Source organism: Cedecea neteri (assembly GCF_000757825.1).
GTDB classification, from domain to species: domain Bacteria; phylum Pseudomonadota; class Gammaproteobacteria; order Enterobacterales; family Enterobacteriaceae; genus Cedecea; species Cedecea selenatireducens.
In genome coordinates this window covers 903,611-922,156 of sequence record NZ_CP009451.1, presented here as the reverse complement: position 1 = coordinate 922,156, position 18,546 = coordinate 903,611, and the positions used below count along the sequence as shown (strand labels likewise).

The window sequence follows — 18,546 nt, the reverse complement described above, 5'->3', positions numbered from 1 at the left end:
ATCTGTCCCGGTGTTAACGGCAATCCCCCGTCCCGTAGCGGCCTACGTTTCGGGGGATGTGCTCAGTTAGCGCCGGGCTGCATTTCGAATGATTTAGAGGAATAGTGAGTTAAGGAAGCAGCACTGTGCTGCGGTTTTTCCCGGCTGCCGCTGCGCCATTGGATCAGCGCGGGCGGCGTACTGAGATCGAACAAATCACGCCCCAGCGCGCGATTCAGAATTTTGGCGGAGCGCCACGCCATCAGGCTCAGCTGTGGCTCGGCAATCCCGTGGGTTTGCATGCTGGCGTTGACCGCGAAGATGTTATTTCCGGCCGGGCCGTTCCACTCCAGCGTAAAGTCATCGCGCACCTTGAAATTGCACTCGTCGAGCATCGTCATGCGCGGCATCAGCGGCGAAAGCATTTGCGGCAGCGTTGGGCGGTAGCCGGTCGCGAAGATAACCACGTCGCTGTCCAGCGTGTCATAGCCCTTGTCGAGGTGATGTTCCAACAGCAGCTGCCAGCCCTGGCCGCGGCTTTCAAGGCCGGTGACCGAGCGGCTCGGCAGCAGGCGCGCATTGCGTGGCTGGCCGAGCACTTCAAAGCGGTGATAAAGCTCGCGATAGATGGTCAGCAACGAATCGGCGGTAATGCCGTCGGACGTCATTTTCTGCTCATCGAGCATCTTCTGGCGCGCATCTTCATTCAGGCCCACAAAGCCAGAGACGTATTCCGGGGTGAAGTATTCGTTGGCGAACGCGGCTTCATCCAGCGCGTTAAAGTTATTGCGACGTGAGACCCAGTTAACTTCGGCGACTTCGCCCCATGCGCCACGGAATGCGTTAAGGAACAAATCCGCGCCGCTCTGCCCACCGCCGACTACGGTGACGCGTTTACCGGCCAGATTCGGCAGGCGCAGGCTCATTTCGCTGGCGTGGAAGCAGGTCGGCGTGGCGGTTTTTACGCACGGCGGCAGGTGAGGCTGCTTGCCAATGCCGAGGCAAATATTGCGCGCGAGCGTTTCACCCTGGCCGGTCTGTACCACAAACAGCTTGCGCTGCTCGTCGAAATCAATACGTTCAACCGTCTGGTTAAACTTCAGGTTATCCATGCCCTCTGCGGCCCAGCGCAGGTAGTCCGAAAACTCATCGCGCGAAACGGTACGCAGCTCGGTGGTCAGAAAGCGGTAGAATTTTTTACGTTTCACCAGGTAGTTCACAAAGCTGAACGGGCTGGTGGGGGCCACGGCGCTGACCAAATCTTTCAGGAACATGGTCTGCATATGGCAGTCCGGCACCAGCATGCCCGGATGCCACGCAAAGTCAGGGCGGCCGTCAAAGAACTGGCTGCTAAATCCCTCAGCTTCATGAGACAGTGCCGCAATGCTCAGGTTAAACGGGCCGATACCTACGCCAATAAAATCAACAGTGTTTGTCATAATTCAATCCCTGGTTACCAGCCACAGCGGGTTTTGCAAATCCTCGAGGTAATTCGGCAGCATGCGGCTGCCTCCGTCCTGGTCAGGCCAGGTCAGTTTTACCGGGTTCAGCACAACGCGGATGATTTGTGGCTTAAAGAGTGAGAAAAGCGCAAAACGCGCCGACATTTGCGGGTGTTCCCGCATGTAATCACTCAACACTGCTGCCAGCAGCTGATAAAAGCGTCTCTCCGGCACGCCAAGGCGAGCCATGAGCGGCGAAACAAAGCGCAGCACCGTCACGAAATGGCCGGTCTGCAAATCATGAATTAAGTAGTCGGCGCTCAGGCGGGCGGTTACGTCCCGCACTTCCTGAGGCAGGGAGTCCATCTCCGGGAACTCATCCTTCACCAGACGCATATCGCCCTGGAAATCCTTCAACAGCACGCGCTGCGGCACGCCGTCTTTCATGGCGAGCGTAATATTTTGTCCGTGGGCAATCAGCGCCACGCCGTAGCGGCAGAGCAGGTGGTACAGCGGCACCACCACCACGCGGAACATCTGCGTCAGCCAGGCTTCCGCGTCCAGGCCTGAGCGAGCGATATACGCCCCAATCAGCGGCTGATTGTTTTCGTCGCACTCCATCAGGGTCGCCATCAGGATCGGCGTTTCGTCCGGCTTCAGCCAGCGGCTCGGGTTCTCGCGCCAGATAACGCCCAGCATCTCCTGGTAACGATAGGGGGCCTGAGCAAGCGCGGCGTAGCCTTCATGGGAGACGTAGCCTGCAGCCGGTTCGCCGAGGATAACCGCCCCGGTTTTCACCAGCGTGCTGTCCGTGGTGAACACGTTTTGCAGCCAGCGGGAGGCGAGCGGCCCGGCGGCAATGTACTTGCCCGGAATGCCGCGATAGCAGGAAGTGTTGTAAATCGTCAGCGGCAGCTTGATGTCTAAACCGCCCTGGCGGCTGGCGTTAGTGAGCGTGCGCAGCGACTGCTGGGCCAGCCACTGGTCGCCAAATTCGCCCAGGGAAACCATCTTGCCTTCGGCCAGATCGGCCACAAAGTCGAGAGCGATTTTTTGCTGCCACTGCCACGGATGCACCGGCAGCGGAAGCCAGCCGTCATCCAGGCCGCTGGCCTGCCACGCCTGCGTAAAGCGGGCCAGCTCCTGCTCGTCCATCGCCGCGGCGATGAGCTGCTGGATATCCAGCTCGCTGTCGCAGCGCCAGACCATATGCTCGCGTTTCACCGCCAGCCAGTGCAGGCGGAAGGTATTGGCATACTCGGGCGCATAGCGCTCCAGAGCTTCTTTACCCCAGCCGCGACGCCCTTTGTTAAAGGCAAATTTTGGGTGGCCGCTGAGCAGGCACTGCAGGCGGTCAGCGTCCAGATCGATAAGGTTTTCTGCGCTCATGCCACGGCGCGCGTTCAGCAACTGCAGGTCGCCCAGCAGCGTGGCGTACAGATCCTGCATATGCTCGGCCACGGTGGCGTCGCTCATCGACAGCACCGGCTTGAGCTGCATTAGCAGCGTTTGGGCTAACACAGGCTCATCCGCGCAGCGCAGCGTCTGCGCATCAATCCACAGCCAGCCCCAGATGCCTCGCTCGGCGTTAAACTGCCACTCGGCACCGGCTAAGCTGATGCAGTGGCGGTTTTCGCCCAGCGACTCGGCCTGAAAAACCTGCTCGTACTCCAGCTCGGCCAGCATTTTTGCGACCAGCTGGCGGTTAACAAAATCCCAATCCTTGCGATTCATTACAGGCCTACCTCGCTAAAGAAGTTGTGGCGGTCAGCCATGACCAGGCGCGAGCGCTTGTGCGGGAAATCAAACTCTTTGATCGTCGCGTAGCCCGCAGGCTCCAGATGCTTGAACAGGCGCTGATTGTCGGCGCGCGGCTCCAGCACGGTACGCTGCGTGCGCGGCTCGTCCAGCAGCAGGTAGTGGGTCAGCCCGCGCAGCCAGCTTTGCACATAGTGCGCGCCGCGCCACTGCTGTTCGCCCACCAGCAAATGCAGGCCACGATCGAACGGCTGCCACGGATAATGGCGGCCGATGCGGTCTTCTGCCGCCCAGTAAATTTCGAAGTAGCTGAACGGCTGGTCGTCAAAGCAGCCGATCAGCGGGAAAGCGTGTTTGCCGGTCAACTGGCGCGCCAGGTACGCGGTTTGAACCTCCAGCGAGCCGCTTTGCTCCCAGAAATAGTCGACGCGCGGATCGTTCATCCAGCGGGTAAAACGCTCGGCGTCGAGCGCCGGATCGGCTACCCGGAAGCTCAGCGTTTTGCGAACGCGCGGATCGTAACGGCGATAAACCTCGCCTGTCGGTCGAGCGGGGCGGAGCGGGAAATAGATTTCGCGTTCAGCGTCAAACACCATCTCACCGGAAGCCTGATTAGCCGGAGCGCTCAGCCACAGCGGCAGCTGCCAGAAGGTCGCGCGGTGAACAATGTCGCTTTTCAGCAAATCGAACAGCACCAGCGCCTGCGGCTCTTCACGCCATTCGGCGTATGGCAGCACGATGGCTGAAAGCTGAGGCGCGGCAACAAACATCTGATCCAGCGCGTCGCGCAGCCAGCCCGCAGGCAATTCTCCCGGCCAGTGCAATACTGCCCCACCGTCCTGGCCCCAGCTCAGGTTCAGGGGTTTACCCAGTTTTTCGCAGCGCAGCCCGTGGCCGCCGTGCACAATCGTTGCCTGAAACATTCAGCCCTCCTGAGCCTGCAGCGGGTTCACAAAGTCGAAATAAATCACCGAAGGATCGACGATGGTGTTTTCGTTATGGTCGTGCAGATAGCAGAAGAAGTTGCCCTTCACGTTCCAGTGCGGGCTTGCCAGCACGTAGTCGAGGCAGGTTTTATGCGTAACCTCATCGCGAACGGCGCTGAGCGCGCTGCGTACACGGCCCATCAGGTTCACTTCGCTATCCAGACCCGCAGCGCCGAGGGCGGCGGTCACGGCGAACGTGGAGTTCACCAGCAGGTAATAAGGGAAGTAGCGCAGAAGCTGTTCGTGGGTGAAGACGTTCTCCGCCTGCGCTTCGCCAATCATGTCGAGCCAGCCCGCCGCATGCGGCATAAAGGCGCTGCCCTGGCAGTCGCGGTAGATAAGCCCGACCGGCAGATCCTGCTGCATCTCCACCAGAATGTTTTGCTGGTGCGCCAGCAGAACCAGGCCGTAATCCGCTTCGGCGGTAAACAGCGGCTTCAGCACCTGCTGGCAATAAGCTTCGACCCAGGCGTGTGCGGCCTGCTTTGGCGTAATTCCCAGGCGGCTGCTCAGGCGGTTAACCGCGGCAACCAGCAGGGAATCACCGCCGTCGGGAGCAGACTGCGTCAGGGAGACCAGCACGTTAGTCTGGCTCTGCGGCTGCTCAACCAGCAGGTTCTCACGCAGGGCAAACAGGCTTTCTTCCATGATATTGCCGTGCAGATCGCGCAGCCCGGCCCAGCCGTCTTCCTGCATTACGCGGAAGGTCGGGAAGCGGGCCTGCAGCGTCTGCCAGCGGTCAGTTTGTGCCAGCCGCGCCAGGCGCATTCCGCGTTTAACTTCTTTCACCGACAGGGTACGCACGGAGTTGGTCAGGCGCACGCTCAGGGAGAATTTGATCATGTCGCGACTGGTGGCGCAGTAGAGCGAGCGTGAAGACGTGGTTGGCAGCCACGGAGCACCCGCTTCGCCCAAATCTTTCACCAGCCCTTTGGCGACCAGCTGCTGGCACCAGTCCTGCTCCAGCAGATAGCCTGCCTGCCACGGGTGCAGCGGGAACAGCCATTGATGGTCGCTAAGTTCGCTCAGCAGCTGCGGCGCATTTTCAGCGGCAAAGCGCGTCAGGCGCTGCTGCAAATTGAGATGCAGGCTTTCACCCGCCAGATGGCTTTTATCCACCGCGAACCAGCGCAGCGGGAAGTGTGGAGCAAAGTCTGGCAGGTAGCGTTCGGCTTCCTGCTGGTTAAACGGTTCGTGGGATTTCGGCGCGGGGTGGAAGGCGTGTCCCACCAGCAATGCCTGCTCGGCTTCACCAAAGTTCAGGGCTTTTTCGCGCAGCCCGTTCCAGTCATGGCGAGCTTCAATCGCCTGTTGGGTATGCGCATGGCTTTCCATTACGCGCTGATAAAACGCCTCACAGCCGGTGGCCGGCAGCATTTGCTGGTGCTGGAGTTTATCGATAATCAGCTGGGACAGGGTAGCGAAGTCAACCGGCTGGCTGCCGGTGGCATTGACCAGGCGAGCCGGGAATTCAAAGCGGTGATGCTGGGTGGGGGAGAAATAGGCCACTTTGAAGTAGAGGGCCTGTTGTTCACCCAGCGGGATAATGAGTTCGGCGGGCTGGCTGTCGGTCAGTCGCCAGTCGTTGGTTTCGCGAACAAGGGAATTCAGAAAGCACTGTGCGGCCACATCCCAGGCCAGAGTTTTATTTGGCAAAGTCATCATCAAACAGTTTCCACGCGTTATGATAATGCGAATTCTGCCGATAACGTTTCTCATTATCAATAACAATTGTTAGAATCGCTAAAATAAATTTTACAAATACGCACAATCAATCCACGGGTTAGCAACATTGTGACATCTCTTGAACTGGCGGAATCGCCGCAAAAATCCCTTTCCTGCTGGCCACTTGCGCTGAGCGCCGGGCTGCTTGGCGTCGGGCAAAATGGCCTGCTGGTTGCGATCCCGGTGCTGGTGATGCAGACACATTTGAGCCTGTCCGTCTGGGCGGCATTGCTCACGCTCGGATCGATGCTGTTCTTACCGTCCTCGCCGTGGTGGGGAAAACAGATTGCGCGGCTGGGCAGCAAGCCTGTGGTGCTGTGGGCGCTGGCGGGGTACGGCGCAAGCTTTATGCTGCTGGGGCTCGGCAGCCTGCTGCTGGCAACGAATACCGTAACGGGCATCGTCGGGCTGGGCATATTAATTGTGGCGCGGATTATCTACGGCCTGACCGTGTCGGCGATGGTCCCGGCCTGCCAGGTCTGGGCGCTGCAGCGAGCGGGGGAAGGAAAACGCATGGCCGCGCTGGCGACGATTAGCTCCGGGCTAAGCAGTGGCCGCCTGTTCGGGCCGCTTTGCGCCGCCGGCATGCTGGCCGTTCATCCGCTCGCACCGCTGGGGTTGTTGATGGTTGCGCCTCTGCTTGCGCTGGTGATGCTGTTGCGCTTACCGGGCACGCCGCCGCAGCCTGCCGCAGAGCGCAAAAGCGCCAGCCTTCGCCCTGACTGCCTGCCGTACTTGCTTTGCGCTTTACTGCTGTCCGCGGCGGTAAGCCTGATGCAGCTGGGGCTTTCTCCGGCGCTCGCCCGCCAGTTTGCAACGGATACGGCGGCCATCAGTCACCAGGTTGCATGGCTGCTTAGCCTGGCGGCGGTGGCCTCGCTCTCCGCGCAGTTTGGCGTTCTCCGCCCGCAGCGCCTGTCGCCAATGGCGCTGCTGTTAAGTGCCGGAGCGCTGATGGTTTGTGGCCTGGCAATGATGATTTCTCTCCAGCTGTGGCTGTTTTACCTCGGCTGTGCGGTGCTGTCGTTCGGGGCCGCGCTGGCGACGCCTGCGTACCAGCTTTTGCTGAACGACAAACTCGCCGACGGAGCCGGGGCGGGCTGGGTGGCTACCAGCCACACGCTCGGCTACGGGCTTTGCGCGATGCTGGTGCCGCTGGTGTCAAAAACCGGGGCCGAGGCAGCGCTGATTACGGTGGCCTTTTTAGCCGCCGTGTTATTTACCGTGGTGTCCGGCGTTATCTGGCGCAGCCGCCACCGTTCACGTCATTCTGCAATTTAAGCGTAAGGAAAAACTATGGCTGGAGTTCAGGGCTACCGTCTGTTTAACGTTCAACTGGCGCGGAAAACTGCCGTGTCGCCTTCGCTGCTGAGCCTGGTGTTTAGCGGGCCGGAGGTGGCGCAGATGAAATGTGACTCGCCGGATCAGCGCATTAAAATGCTGTTCCCGTCCGAAGATGGTACGCCGCCGTCGCTCCCCGCTGAGGGGCAGTGGTATCAAATTTCCCTGGGGATGCCGAAAGAGAAGCGCCCGATTATTCGCACCTATACGCTGCGGCATGTCGATCCTGCCCGCCAGGAAGTGACGGTGGAGTTTGTCAGCCATGGCACCGAAGGCCCGGCTTCCGCATGGGCGATCAATTCAGTACCTGGCGATGTTATTCAGATCGTGGCGCCTAACGCGGCTCATCCGGAAGACAGCGGTGGCTACGAATGGACGCCGCCTGCCGGGTTGCGCAATGCGCTGATTGTTGCCGATGAAACCGCGCTGCCTGCCGCGCGCGGCATTCTGGAAATGCTCGCGCATCAGGATCATCCCCCGAAGGTTCAGGCCTTTTTTGAAGTCCCGGAAGAGGGCGACTGCGTGGACTTAAGCGCTTATGGCTTCGCCGAGATCAACTGGCTGCCGCGCAAAACCGTCTCCGCGACGCACGGTGAATGCCTGATTCAGGCGGTGAAAATGCAGGCGAGGGTGCCGGAAAGCAGCCATCATGAAGTCGTCCAGGAAGAGGCGGAAGACGAACTACTATGGGATAAGGCCACTACCGGCAGCAACGAGTTTTACGGCTGGGTGGCGGCGGAATCGACGGTGGTTAAGCTGCTGCGCCGCCATTTGATCGGCGAACGCGGCGTCGAGCACGAGGCCATCAATTTTATGGCCTATTGGGCTAAAGGGCGTCAGCGCTAACAAAAAGGGCGGCCACAGGCCGCCCCATAATCAGATCTTCTTCAACTGCGGCATCAGCATCACCGTCGTTTTCACAATCTGCATTAACTCTTCATAGCTGGCGTTCTCACGAGCGCTGACCGACATCCCCTGAATAATGCAGCACAGGTATTTGGCCAGGCAGCGAATGTTGCGCTCGGCCGGAATTTCGCCTTTTTGCTGGCGTAGCTCCAGGAACCGCACCAGCGTCTGCTCCTGCACCGCATGCCGGGCTTTTATCGTTTCGGCAATGTCTTCCGACGAAGCCGCCAGTACCGATGAGGTGCAGATGATAAAGCAGCCCGATGGGGTTCTTTTGTCGGTAAAGCACTGCGCGACCGCAGAGAGATAATTCTCCAGCGCGGCCTCCATGGTCTGATCTTCACAGAACAGGCAGGCTTCATGCTTCGCCGCAAAACGCGCGATGTAGCGATCCAGCACCGCGCGGAAAAGACCTTCTTTATTGCTGAACTCCGCGTAGAGCGTGGGCGCTTTTGCCCCGGTGGCTTCTACCAGATGCGCCATGGATGTTGCTTCATAGCCATGCTGCCAGAAGAGTGTCATGGCCTTGTCGAGTGCTGCTTCCCTGTCAAACACCTTTGGACGGCCACGGCTTTTTTTACTGCAACTTAATGTCTCGGTTGCCATACCTGCCGTTTAACCTCTGTCTAATTAGTGAACACTCATTATAAAAATAATCGGCGGCGGTAGCCAGCGCCTTGTTATGAAAAATAATTATTTCTTATCACGATGAAAAATAGCGTTTTTTTTAATTACTTAACGGTCGTTATAAAAACGTATTGACGTGTGATGTGGATCACGTTTATCATTTAGTTATCGATCGTTAACTAATTAAGTTTAACGACCTAACAATCACCTGCTTAGGACATAAATCATGAAAACCTTAACTACTCTGTTCGCTGCCGCCGTTATTAGCTCACTCTCATTCGCCAGCTTTGCGGCTGTTGAAGTTTCCGCCACGCCTGCCGGCCAGCAAAAAATCGGCAACATCAGCGCCGATGCGGGCAGCAACCTCTCTTCCCTGGAAGAACAGTTGGCCGCGAAGGCCGATGCAATGGGCGCTAAATCGTTCCGTATTACCTCCGTTAACGGTCCGAACACCCTGCACGGTACTGCCGTCATCTATAAATAAGCCAGACGTTAACCCTCAATACGTTTGACCTTATTCGTTATATGCCACTGCAAGCAAAAGGCCCCGTCGCGAGACAGGGCCTTTTTTTTACGCATCAATCCTGAATCTAGATTTCGTTTGCTGGCTGCTCAGCCGCGTGAGCATTGACGTTGACCGGCATCCCGGAGCGGTGCTCCATGGCCTGTTCCATCACCTGCGCATCGGTCTGCGGTGCGTTGCGGAACTTAGTCATCTGCTCGTTCAGCACAATCGGCAAGACTTTCGGATCGTCATCAATCGCTTTGGACAGCGGCTGGTGGACTTCAACCAGGCGTGAGCCGTCTGGCTCAACGGAGGCTTTGATTGGCGTGTTGATAATACGCACCGAAGTACCAACCGGCACCGTATTAAACAGCGCTTTGATATCGCCGTCGCGCAGGCGGATACAGCCGGAGCTGACGCGCATGCCGATGCCGAAGTCGGCGTTTGTGCCGTGCAGCAGGTAAACGCCGCCGAACGCCGCCAGGCGAATGGCGTGGTGACCCATCGGGTTATCCGGCCCGGCAGGGACAACCGCCGGCAGTTTTACGCCCTGCGCCAGGTAGCGCGCACGAATATTGGCCGTCGGCGTCCAGGTCGGGTTGGCTCGCTTGTCGGAAATTTTTGTCACCATCGTCGGCGTCAGGGTATCGCCGCCCAGCTGGCCAATGCCAATCGGGTAAACGGTGACGCTATTTTTCCCTGCCGGGAAGTAGTACAGGCGCAGTTCGGCAAGGTTAATCACGATGCCCTCGCGCGGCACGTCCGGCAGCAACATCTGGCGCGGAATAGTCAGTACGCTCCCGGCGCGCGGCACGTAAGGATCGACGCCGGGGTTGGCCTGCAATAAAGCCAGGAAGCCGACGTTATATTTTTTCGCAATAGCCTCCAGCGATCCGCCGTCGTTGGCAACCTGATGGAACAGGTTTTTGCCTATCAGGCGGCTGTTGGCGGCGGGAAGCGGGTAATCGTTAGCGCTGGCGGGCAGCGCCATTGCTGCTGCGCCCAGCAAGGCTGCGGCGGCAAACCAGCGGCGGAAAGACAAAGTACGCGATGCAAACATAGCTTAAACCCTGCGATTATAATGGCTAATTTCTTAGGCAGACAAACGCCAATTATCGGCGACTCGCGTGTCGGGAAGTCCTGGGGATTGCAAAGAATGTGTAAATGTCACAGAAAGTTGCGCCTTACCGGGCGGTAAGGCGCAGAGGTATCAGGCCGCGGCGTTTTCCGCCAGGCTGTTCATAAAGTTGCGCACCCATTCCATGCGCGTTTTTCTGTCCTCAAGCTCCTGGAAGAACTTCAGTCGGGTAGGCCCGTCAAGGCGGTAATGCTGCGGCTGCTTCTGCAGCAGGCCAATCAGCCACACCGGATCGACGTGGTTTTTCTCCGCGAACTCTATGGTGCCGCCTTTTTCATTGCCCTCAATCTTACGCACGCCAAGCTTCTGGGCCTGCTGGCGCAGCGCGGCGATATCCAGCAGATTGCGGGCCGGATCAGGCAAAATCCCGAAGCGGTCGATAAGCTCCACTTTCAGCTCGTCCAGCTCGTGTTCACCCTTCGCGCTGGCAATACGCTTGTAGAACGACAGGCGGGTATTCACGTCAGGAATGAAATCATCCGGCAGCAGGGCAGGCATACGCAGCTCGACTTCCGTCTGGCTGTTGGTGAGATCTTCCAGCGACGGCTCGCGGCCTTCTTTCAGCGCGTCAACGGCGTTTTCCAGCAGCTCCATGTAAAGCGAGAAGCCGATGGTTTCCATTTGCCCGCTCTGATCTTCGCCCAGCAGCTCGCCCGCGCCACGAATTTCCAGGTCGTGGGTGGCTAACGCGAACCCGGCGCCTAAATCCTCCAGCGAGGCAATGGCCTCCAGGCGTTTTTGCGCGTCGGTGGTCATAGATTTTGGATGCGGCGTTAGCAGCCAGGCATAGGCCTGGTGGTGCGAGCGCCCGACGCGGCCACGGAGCTGGTGCAGCTGTGCGAGGCCAAAATGATCTGCCCGTTCGATGATGATGGTGTTGGCGGTCGGAATGTCGATCCCGGTTTCGATGATGGTGGTACACACCAGCACGTTAAAACGCTGGTGGTGGAAGTCGTTCATCACCCGCTCCAGCTCGCGCTCGCGCATCTGGCCGTGGCCGATGGCAATGCGAGCCTCTGGCACCAACTCGGCCAGCTTGTCGGCGGCTTTCTGGATATTTTCGACGTCGTTGAAGAGGTAGTAAACCTGGCCGCCGCGCAGCACTTCACGCAGGATAGCCTCGCGCACCACCAGGCTGTCGTATTCGCGCACGAAGGTTTTCACCGCCAGGCGGCGAGCCGGTGGCGTGGCAATAATCGACAGGTCGCGCATGCCGCTCATCGCCATATTCAGGGTGCGCGGAATTGGCGTTGCGGTCAGCGTCAGGATATCCACGTCGGCCCGCATGGCTTTAATGCGCTCTTTGTGGCGCACGCCGAAGCGGTGCTCTTCGTCGACGATAAGCAGCCCCAGGTCGCGCCATTTCACGTCGGCCTGCAGCAGCTTGTGGGTGCCGATCAGAATGTCGATTTTCCCTTCGCTTGCCTGTTCCAGAATTTGCGTCTGTTCTTTGGCGCTGCGGAAGCGGGAGAGCATCTCAATGCGCACCGGCCAGTTGGCGAAGCGGTCGCGGAAGTTATCGTAGTGCTGCTGAGCCAGCAGCGTCGTCGGTACCAGGACCGCCACCTGCTTGTTGTTCTCCACCGCCAGGAACGCGGCGCGCATCGCCACTTCTGTTTTGCCGAAGCCGACGTCGCCACACACCAGCCTGTCCATTGCCAGCGGGCGACACATGTCGCTCAGCACGGCGTTGATAGCCTGGGCCTGATCCGGCGTGGTTTCAAACGGGAAGCTGTCGCAGAACAGCTGGTACTGCTCGCGGTCGTGCTTAAAGGCAAAGCCCTCTTTGGCGGCACGCATCGCATAGATATCAAGCAGTTCGGCGGCGACATCGCGCACTTTCTCCGCCGCCTTCTGACGGGCACGGGACCAGGCATCGCTGCCGAGCTTATGCAGCGGCGCGTTGTCGTCGGCCCCGCCGGCGTAACGGCTGATAAGATGCAGGGACGAAACCGGGACGTAGAGTTTGGCGTCGCCCGCGTAGGTCAGCATCAGGTATTCGGCGGTAATGCCCCCGGCTTCCAGGGTGGTCAGCCCGGCGTAGCGGCCCACGCCGTGCTCAAGGTGAACCACCGGCTGGCCAGCATGCAGTTCCGCGAGGTTGCGGATCAGCGTGTCCGGGTTAATCGTGCGGCGGCTGTCCTGGCGACGACGGCTGACGCGTTCGCCCAGCAGGTCGCTTTCGCAGATAAGCGCCCGGTTACGCAGGGTATCGATAAAGCCGTGCTCGCTGGCGCCGATCGTCAGATAGCGGCCGTTGCTTTCGGCTTCTTCCAGGCGGTAAATGCGTTTTGGCGCGACTTTAATGCGCCCGAGCAGTTCGCCCAAAGCTTCGCGGCGGCCTTCGCTTTCGACCGAGAAAATCACCGGCCCGGTAAAGGACTCGAGGAACTTACGCAGGCTGTCCAGCGGGGCTTTTTGCTGCGCCTGAATGGCCAGGTCCGGCAGCGCCTGGTAACCCAGGTTCACGTTGGCGGCTTTCTTCGCCAGCGAATCCGTTTTGAGCTGCACGCGAGGCCAGGCTTTAAGCTGGCTAAACAGCGAGTCGGTTTTCAGCCACAGATCTTCCGGCGGCAGAAGAGGACGCATCGGGTCCACGCCGCGGTTTTCGAAGCGGGCGTGAGCATCCAGCCAGAAGCGCTCCGCGCTGGCCTCAAGATCGCCGGTATTCACCAGCAGCGTGTTGGCCGGGAAATAGCTAAACAGCGTCGGCAACGGTTCGCTGAAGAACAGCGGCTGCCAGTATTCGATCCCGGCAGGCAGCGTGCCTTTACTGACCTGCTGATAGATATGCTCGGCGTCACGCTTCACGTCGAACCTATCGCGCCACTGGCTGCGGAACAGCTCAATCGCGTTTTTGTCGGTCGGGAATTCATGAGCCGGCAGCAGGTTGATGGCGTCAACCTCTTCCAGCGTGCGCTGGGAGTCCACGTCGAAGACGCGCAGGCTGTCGATTTCATCGTCAAAGAAATCGATGCGGTACGGCTGGCTGCTGCCCATCGGATAAAGGTCAAGCAAGGCGCCACGGGTGGCAAACTCGCCGTGCTCCATCACCTGATCGACGCTGCGGTAGCCCGCCTGTTCCAGCTGCGCACGCAGGTTATCCCGCGACAGGCGCTGGCCCTTTTTCATCACCAGCGCGTGGCCGTGCAGGTAGCTATGCGGGCAAACGCGCTGCATCAGCGTATTCACCGGCATGATCAGCACGCCGCGCTGCATAGTCGGCAACTGGTAAAGCGTGGACAGGCGCGACGAGATGATTTCCTGATGCGGCGAGAAGCTGTCGTAAGGCAGCGTTTCCCAGTCGGCGAGATTAACAACCAGGTTGTCGGTGAACTGGGTGATTTCATCGTGCAGGCGCAGCGCGTTCTGCATGTCCGGGGCAATCAGTACCACCGGGCCGCTATGGCGTTCAACGATTTCAGCCACTTCGGTGGCGCAGGCCGAACCGGTCAGCTCGCCCAGCAGGCGATGTTCTGCGGCTTTTACGGGTAAGGAATAGCGATAGTGTTCAGGCATAGAAAGCGTCAGGATCTCGTAGGTTGTGCCGTCTGCCTGAGGGCAAACGGTGCGCGAGCCATTGATAAGCAGTTGGATATTATTATCCTCGATCGCTTTGTATAAGCAACCGAATCACCGAAATGGGGGTTATGTCGCGCAAAAGCAACCCGCCGAAGCAGGCTGCCATGATACTCAGGAACGGGCGGCGATTTGGGCGGGAGGCGAGAAAAACAGGTCGCCGAAAAGCGCCACGGAAAGTTTGCGGAAGCCGAGGCCAACCAGCGTACAAATGCCGAGGCTGACAAACGGATAGACCAGCAGAATCGCCAGCACCAGCGAGTCGGAAAAATCACCGGCATTGATTTTAGCCAGCATGACGAGGCTCAACGCCTCAATCAAAATGCGGTGCGTAGTATAGATGGCGATGGTGTTGGAGCCGACAACGTTAAGGAAGCCGTCTTCTCGTGCTTCGCGCCAGCCGTTCAGCAGGTAGAACACGCGCAGGATAGCCACGATCGACACCAGAGAAATCACCAGCGGCACGTTCACAAAATAAAGTGCCAGCGATCCCACGGCTACGGCGGCGCAGCTAAACGGGTGTTGCGAAAAGCGGAAGTCCTTCATCCAGGCCATCAGCAAAGGGCCAAACCACGCGCCCAGACCGTAATACACCATATTGCGCACCACGCTGTTCAGCCCCCACCAGGGCAACGGCGCAAAGGCGATGACCACGTTGATCCCCATCAGCACCATCAGGACGGGAATGCGGTAGCGGCGCAGCGCTTTAAATATCACGAAGTAGACCAGCAGGGCATAGAGATACCACAGGCTGGTGCTGGCCTTCGCCATACTGATAGCGAACTGCCCGAGCGAGTCGGCGTAGGCGGCGTTAGACGCCGGGTTGCGCTCGAGATCCGGCGCCAGCCACTGGTTGAGGTGTGTGAGCGCGACCCACTGAATCAGGCCCCACAGCAGCAGCACGTAGAAAATGCTCCACAGCCGTTTATCCACGCTGTCTCGCCACCTGACCTCATGGATATAGCGGGTTATCAGGTAACCGGAAATAAAGAAAAACACCGGCATACGGAAGGGGGCGAGGTAGAGGTTGAGGTAAACCCACAGCTTGGCGACGTACTGATTCAGGCCTGGCCCGAGGGCGGTGAGGTGAGGGTAGAACGTAATCACCGAATGGTAGATAACTACCAGGCAAATGCATAATCCTTTGATTTGGTTGATCCAGAGTTGCTTTTTCTTCATGCCATATCCACGTCGTTACGGGCTCCAGTAAAGATTGGCCTGTTATCCTGGTGTTAAATCGAGGCGATCACGACCTCAATTGTCTGTTTTTGGCGCTGATTTGGTAAATTTAGGAAAAGTTGCAGGCACTTGAGAAGTAACGGGAATAATTTAGGCGATGGAATTCATTTGGCCGGGGAGGTGTCGTATACTTCCAGGATCTTTGCTTAGGCAACCCGCAACAAGACGGACTTCATGTATCAACCTGTCGCGTTATTTATAGGCCTGCGCTACATGCGTGGGCGAGCAGCGGACCGCTTCGGCCGCTTCGTCTCCTGGCTGTCGACGATTGGCATCACCCTCGGGGTTATGGCGCTGGTCACGGTCCTTTCGGTAATGAATGGCTTCGAGCGCGAGCTGCAAAACAACATCCTGGGGCTGATGCCGCAGGCGTTGATCACCTCGCCGTCCGGCTCCATCAATCCTCAACAACTTCCCGCCGATTCCCTGAAGCTTCAGGGCGTGACGCGTATTGCGCCGCTGACCACCGGGGACGTGGTGCTGCAAAGCGCCCGCAGCGTGGGCGTGGGCGTGATGCTGGGCGTGGAGCCGGACGAAAAAGACCCGCTTTCTCCGTTCCTGGTCAACGTCAAGCAGGCCGACCTGGTGGCCGGCAAGTACAACGTCATTCTCGGCGAGCAGCTTGCCGGTTCACTGGGCGTTAAGCGCGGTGAAACTATCCGTATCATGGTGCCATCCGCCAGCCAGTTCACGCCGATGGGGCGTTTGCCGAGCCAGCGTCTGTTCACCGTGATTGGCACCTTTGCGGCAAGCAGTGAAGTCGACGGCTACCAGATGCTGGTTAACCAGCAGGATGCTTCGCGCCTGATGCGCTACCCGGCGGGGAATATCACCGGCTGGCGCCTGTGGCTTGCCGAGCCGCTCAAAGTCGACGTGCTGAGCCAGCAAACGCTGCCGCAGGGCACCGAATGGAAAGACTGGCGCGAGCGTAAAGGCGAGCTGTTCCAGGCCGTGCGCATGGAGAAAAACATGATGGGCCTGCTGCTGAGCCTGATCGTCGCCGTCGCCGCGTTTAACATCATTACCTCGCTTGGCCTGCTGGTGATGGAAAAACAGGGCGAAGTGGCGATTCTGCAAACCCAGGGGCTGACCCGCCGCCAGATAATGGCGGTGTTTATGGTTCAGGGCGCGGGCGCGGGCGTGATTGGCGCCTTGCTCGGGGCCTTGCTCGGGGCGCTGCTTGCCAGCCAGCTGAATAATTTAATGCCGGTAATCGGCATTCTGCTCGATGGCGCGGCCCTGCCGGTGGCTATCGAGCCGTTACAGGTTGTGGTGATTGCCATTGTGGCGATGGCCATTGCTCTGCTGTCCACGCTTTACCCTTCGTGGCGCGCCGCCGCGACCCAACCCGCTGAGGCTTTACGTTATGAGTAATTCTGTCCTGTTGCAGTGTGACAACCTGTGCAAACGCTATCAGGAAGGCAAGGTGCAAACGGATGTGCTGCACGATGTCAGCTTCAGCATCAACGCGGGCGAACTGATGGCGATCGTCGGCAGCTCCGGCTCTGGCAAAAGTACCTTGCTGCATCTGCTGGGCGGGCTGGACACGCCCACCTCCGGCGACGTGGTATTCAACGGCCAGGCGATGAGCAAACTCTCGTCGGCGGCGAAGGCGGAATTGCGTAACCGCGAGCTGGGCTTTATTTATCAGTTCCACCATCTGCTGCCGGATTTCACCGCGCTGGAAAACGTCGCGATGCCGCTGCTTATCGGCAAGAAAAAACCCGAAGAAGTGCAGCAGCGCGCGCTGGAGATGCTGGCCGCCGTTGGGCTGGATCACCGCAGCAGCCACCGACCTTCTGAACTGTCCGGCGGTGAACGTCAGCGCGTGGCGATTGCCCGTGCGCTGGTGAATAACCCGCGCCTGGTGCTGGCGGATGAGCCAACCGGTAACCTGGATGCGCGCAACGCCGACAGTATTTTCGAGCTGCTTGGCGAGCTGAACGTGCGCCAGGGCACCGCTTTCCTCGTCGTCACCCATGACCTGCAGCTGGCTAAGCGTATGTCCCGCCAGCTGGAAATGCGCGATGGCCGCCTGACCCACGAGCTGACCTTGATGGGAGCGCAGTAATGGCTTCCCCGCTTTCTTTATTGATTGGCCTGCGTTTTAGCCGCGGGCGTCGCCGCAGCGGCATGGTTTCGCTGATTTCGGTTATCTCCACGCTCGGCATCGCGCTGGGCGTGGCGGTGCTGATTGTCGGCCTGAGCGCGATGAACGGCTTCGAGCGCGAGCTGAAAAACCGCATTCTTGCCGTGGTGCCTCACGGCGATATCAAGCCGGTCAACCAGCCGTTTACCAACTGGCAGGACGTGCTGCCTAAAGTTGAAAAAGTAAAAGGTATCCTGGCCGCCGCGCCGTATATCAGCTTTACCGGGCTGGTGGAAAGCGGAGCAAACCTGCGTGCAGTCGAAGTGAAGGGCGTTGATCCGGCTCAGGAAACTCGCCTGAGCGCCTTGCCGCAATACGTCCAGAACAATGCCTGGGCAAACTTCAAGGCCGGGCAGCAGCAAATCATCATGGGCAAAGGCGTCGCGGACGCGCTCAAGGTGAAGCAGGGCGACTGGGTGTCTATCATGATCCCCAACAACGACGGCGGCACCAAGCTGATGCAGCCCAAGCGCGTGCGCCTTCAGGTGGCAGGTATTCTGGCGCTCAGCGGCCAGCTTGACCACAGCCTGGCGATGGTGCCGATGCAGGATGCGCAGGGTTACCTGGATATGGGCAACAGCGTCACCGGGATCTCCATCAAGGTAGACGACGTCTTTAATGCGCAAAAGCTGGTGCATGACGCGGGCGAAGCCACCAATTCCTACGTCTATATTTCAAGCTGGATCGGCACCTACGGCTATATGTACCGTGACATCCAGATGATCCGCGCCATCATGTACCTGGCGATGGTATTAGTCATCGGCGTTGCCTGCTTTAACATCGTTTCCACGCTGGTCATGGCGGTGAAAGACAAGAGCAGCGACATCGCGGTGCTGCGTACGCTGGGGGCCAAAGACGGCCTGATCCGCGCTATTTTTGTCTGGTACGGGCTGCTGGCCGGGCTGCTGGGCAGCGTCAGCGGTGTGGTGGTCGGCGTGCTTGCCTCATGGCAGCTGACCAACATCATCGGCGTGATTGAAAAACTCATCGGGCACAATTTCCTGTCCGGTGATATTTATTTCATTGATTTCTTACCTTCTGAGCTGCACTGGCTGGACGTGGTTTACGTCCTGGTAACGGCGCTGGTCCTTAGCCTTCTGGCAAGCTGGTACCCGGCCCGACGCGCAAGCAATATCGATCCGGCAAGGGTGCTAAGCGGACAATAAATTCAA

At 58.9% G+C, this 18,546-nt stretch carries 14 protein-coding genes; 6 read left to right on the top strand and 8 right to left on the bottom strand.

Annotated elements, in window-relative coordinates:
- Positions 1–62 precede the first annotated feature (62 nt).
- From iucD to iucA, 4 genes are read right to left on the bottom strand one after another with little or no spacing between them, the layout of a single operon-like run.
- Complete coding sequence (gene iucD / locus JT31_RS04060; protein WP_038473590.1) at positions 63–1,418, bottom strand: NADPH-dependent L-lysine N(6)-monooxygenase; 1,356 nt, start codon at positions 1,416–1,418, stop codon at positions 63–65.
- 3 nt (positions 1,419–1,421) lie between these two features.
- The gene (iucC, locus tag JT31_RS04055) at positions 1,422–3,155 is read right to left on the bottom strand and encodes an aerobactin synthase IucC (protein WP_038473588.1); all 1,734 of its coding nucleotides are present in this window, start codon (positions 3,153–3,155) and stop codon (positions 1,422–1,424) included.
- Positions 3,155–4,102: a N(6)-hydroxylysine O-acetyltransferase gene (gene iucB, locus JT31_RS04050; RefSeq protein ID WP_038473586.1), complete on the bottom strand. Its 948-nt coding sequence runs from the start codon at positions 4,100–4,102 to the stop codon at positions 3,155–3,157. The genes iucC and iucB overlap by 1 nt, the downstream gene beginning before the upstream one ends.
- Positions 4,103–5,827 carry an aerobactin synthase IucA gene (iucA, locus tag JT31_RS04045; protein WP_038482762.1) on the bottom strand — a complete coding sequence of 575 codons (1,725 nt, stop codon included), beginning with the start codon at positions 5,825–5,827 and terminating at the stop codon, positions 4,103–4,105. It abuts the gene before it with no gap.
- Positions 5,828–5,959: 132 nt separating this feature from the next.
- On the opposite strand from iucA, the gene JT31_RS04040 reads away from it, so the two are divergent.
- Both JT31_RS04040 and JT31_RS04035 read left to right on the top strand, forming a co-directional pair.
- On the top strand, positions 5,960–7,171 hold the full coding sequence (locus JT31_RS04040; RefSeq protein WP_038473584.1) for an MFS transporter: 1,212 nt from the start codon (positions 5,960–5,962) through the stop codon (positions 7,169–7,171).
- Positions 7,172–7,186: 15 nt separating this feature from the next.
- Positions 7,187–8,077 carry a siderophore-interacting protein gene (locus tag JT31_RS04035; RefSeq protein WP_038473583.1) on the top strand — a complete coding sequence of 297 codons (891 nt, stop codon included), beginning with the start codon at positions 7,187–7,189 and terminating at the stop codon, positions 8,075–8,077.
- 30 nt (positions 8,078–8,107) lie between these two features.
- Here the strand turns inward: JT31_RS04035 and JT31_RS04030 are convergent, their stop codons facing one another.
- A complete protein-coding gene (locus JT31_RS04030; RefSeq protein WP_038473580.1) occupies positions 8,108–8,743 on the bottom strand; it encodes a TetR/AcrR family transcriptional regulator in 636 nt (211 codons plus the stop codon).
- Positions 8,744–8,990: 247 nt separating this feature from the next.
- On the opposite strand from JT31_RS04030, the gene bhsA reads away from it, so the two are divergent.
- Complete coding sequence (bhsA, locus tag JT31_RS04025; protein WP_038473578.1) at positions 8,991–9,248, top strand: multiple stress resistance protein BhsA; 258 nt, start codon at positions 8,991–8,993, stop codon at positions 9,246–9,248.
- Positions 9,249–9,354: 106 nt separating this feature from the next.
- On the opposite strand, the gene ldtC is transcribed toward bhsA, so the two are convergent.
- The 3 genes from ldtC to JT31_RS04010 all read right to left on the bottom strand — a co-directional run bounded on the left by ldtC (position 9,355) and on the right by JT31_RS04010 (position 15,165).
- Positions 9,355–10,329: a L,D-transpeptidase LdtC gene (gene ldtC / locus JT31_RS04020; RefSeq protein ID WP_052048966.1), complete on the bottom strand. Its 975-nt coding sequence runs from the start codon at positions 10,327–10,329 to the stop codon at positions 9,355–9,357.
- Between the two features lie 150 nt (positions 10,330–10,479).
- Positions 10,480–13,926, bottom strand: coding sequence for a transcription-repair coupling factor (gene mfd / locus JT31_RS04015; protein WP_038473575.1), 3,447 nt, complete (start codon positions 13,924–13,926; stop codon positions 10,480–10,482).
- A gap of 174 nt (positions 13,927–14,100) precedes the next feature.
- On the bottom strand, positions 14,101–15,165 hold the full coding sequence (locus JT31_RS04010) for an acyltransferase family protein (protein WP_038473574.1): 1,065 nt from the start codon (positions 15,163–15,165) through the stop codon (positions 14,101–14,103).
- 234 nt (positions 15,166–15,399) lie between these two features.
- On the opposite strand from JT31_RS04010, the gene lolC reads away from it, so the two are divergent.
- From lolC to lolE, 3 genes are read left to right on the top strand one after another with little or no spacing between them, the layout of a single operon-like run.
- Positions 15,400–16,599, top strand: coding sequence for a lipoprotein-releasing ABC transporter permease subunit LolC (gene lolC, locus JT31_RS04005; protein ID WP_038473572.1), 1,200 nt, complete (start codon positions 15,400–15,402; stop codon positions 16,597–16,599).
- Complete coding sequence (gene lolD, locus JT31_RS04000; protein WP_038473571.1) at positions 16,592–17,296, top strand: lipoprotein-releasing ABC transporter ATP-binding protein LolD; 705 nt, start codon at positions 16,592–16,594, stop codon at positions 17,294–17,296. Before lolC ends, lolD begins: the two co-directional genes overlap by 8 nt.
- Complete coding sequence (gene lolE / locus JT31_RS03995) at positions 17,296–18,540, top strand: lipoprotein-releasing ABC transporter permease subunit LolE (RefSeq protein ID WP_038473568.1); 1,245 nt, start codon at positions 17,296–17,298, stop codon at positions 18,538–18,540. The genes lolD and lolE overlap by 1 nt, the downstream gene beginning before the upstream one ends.
- Positions 18,541–18,546 lie beyond the last annotated feature (6 nt).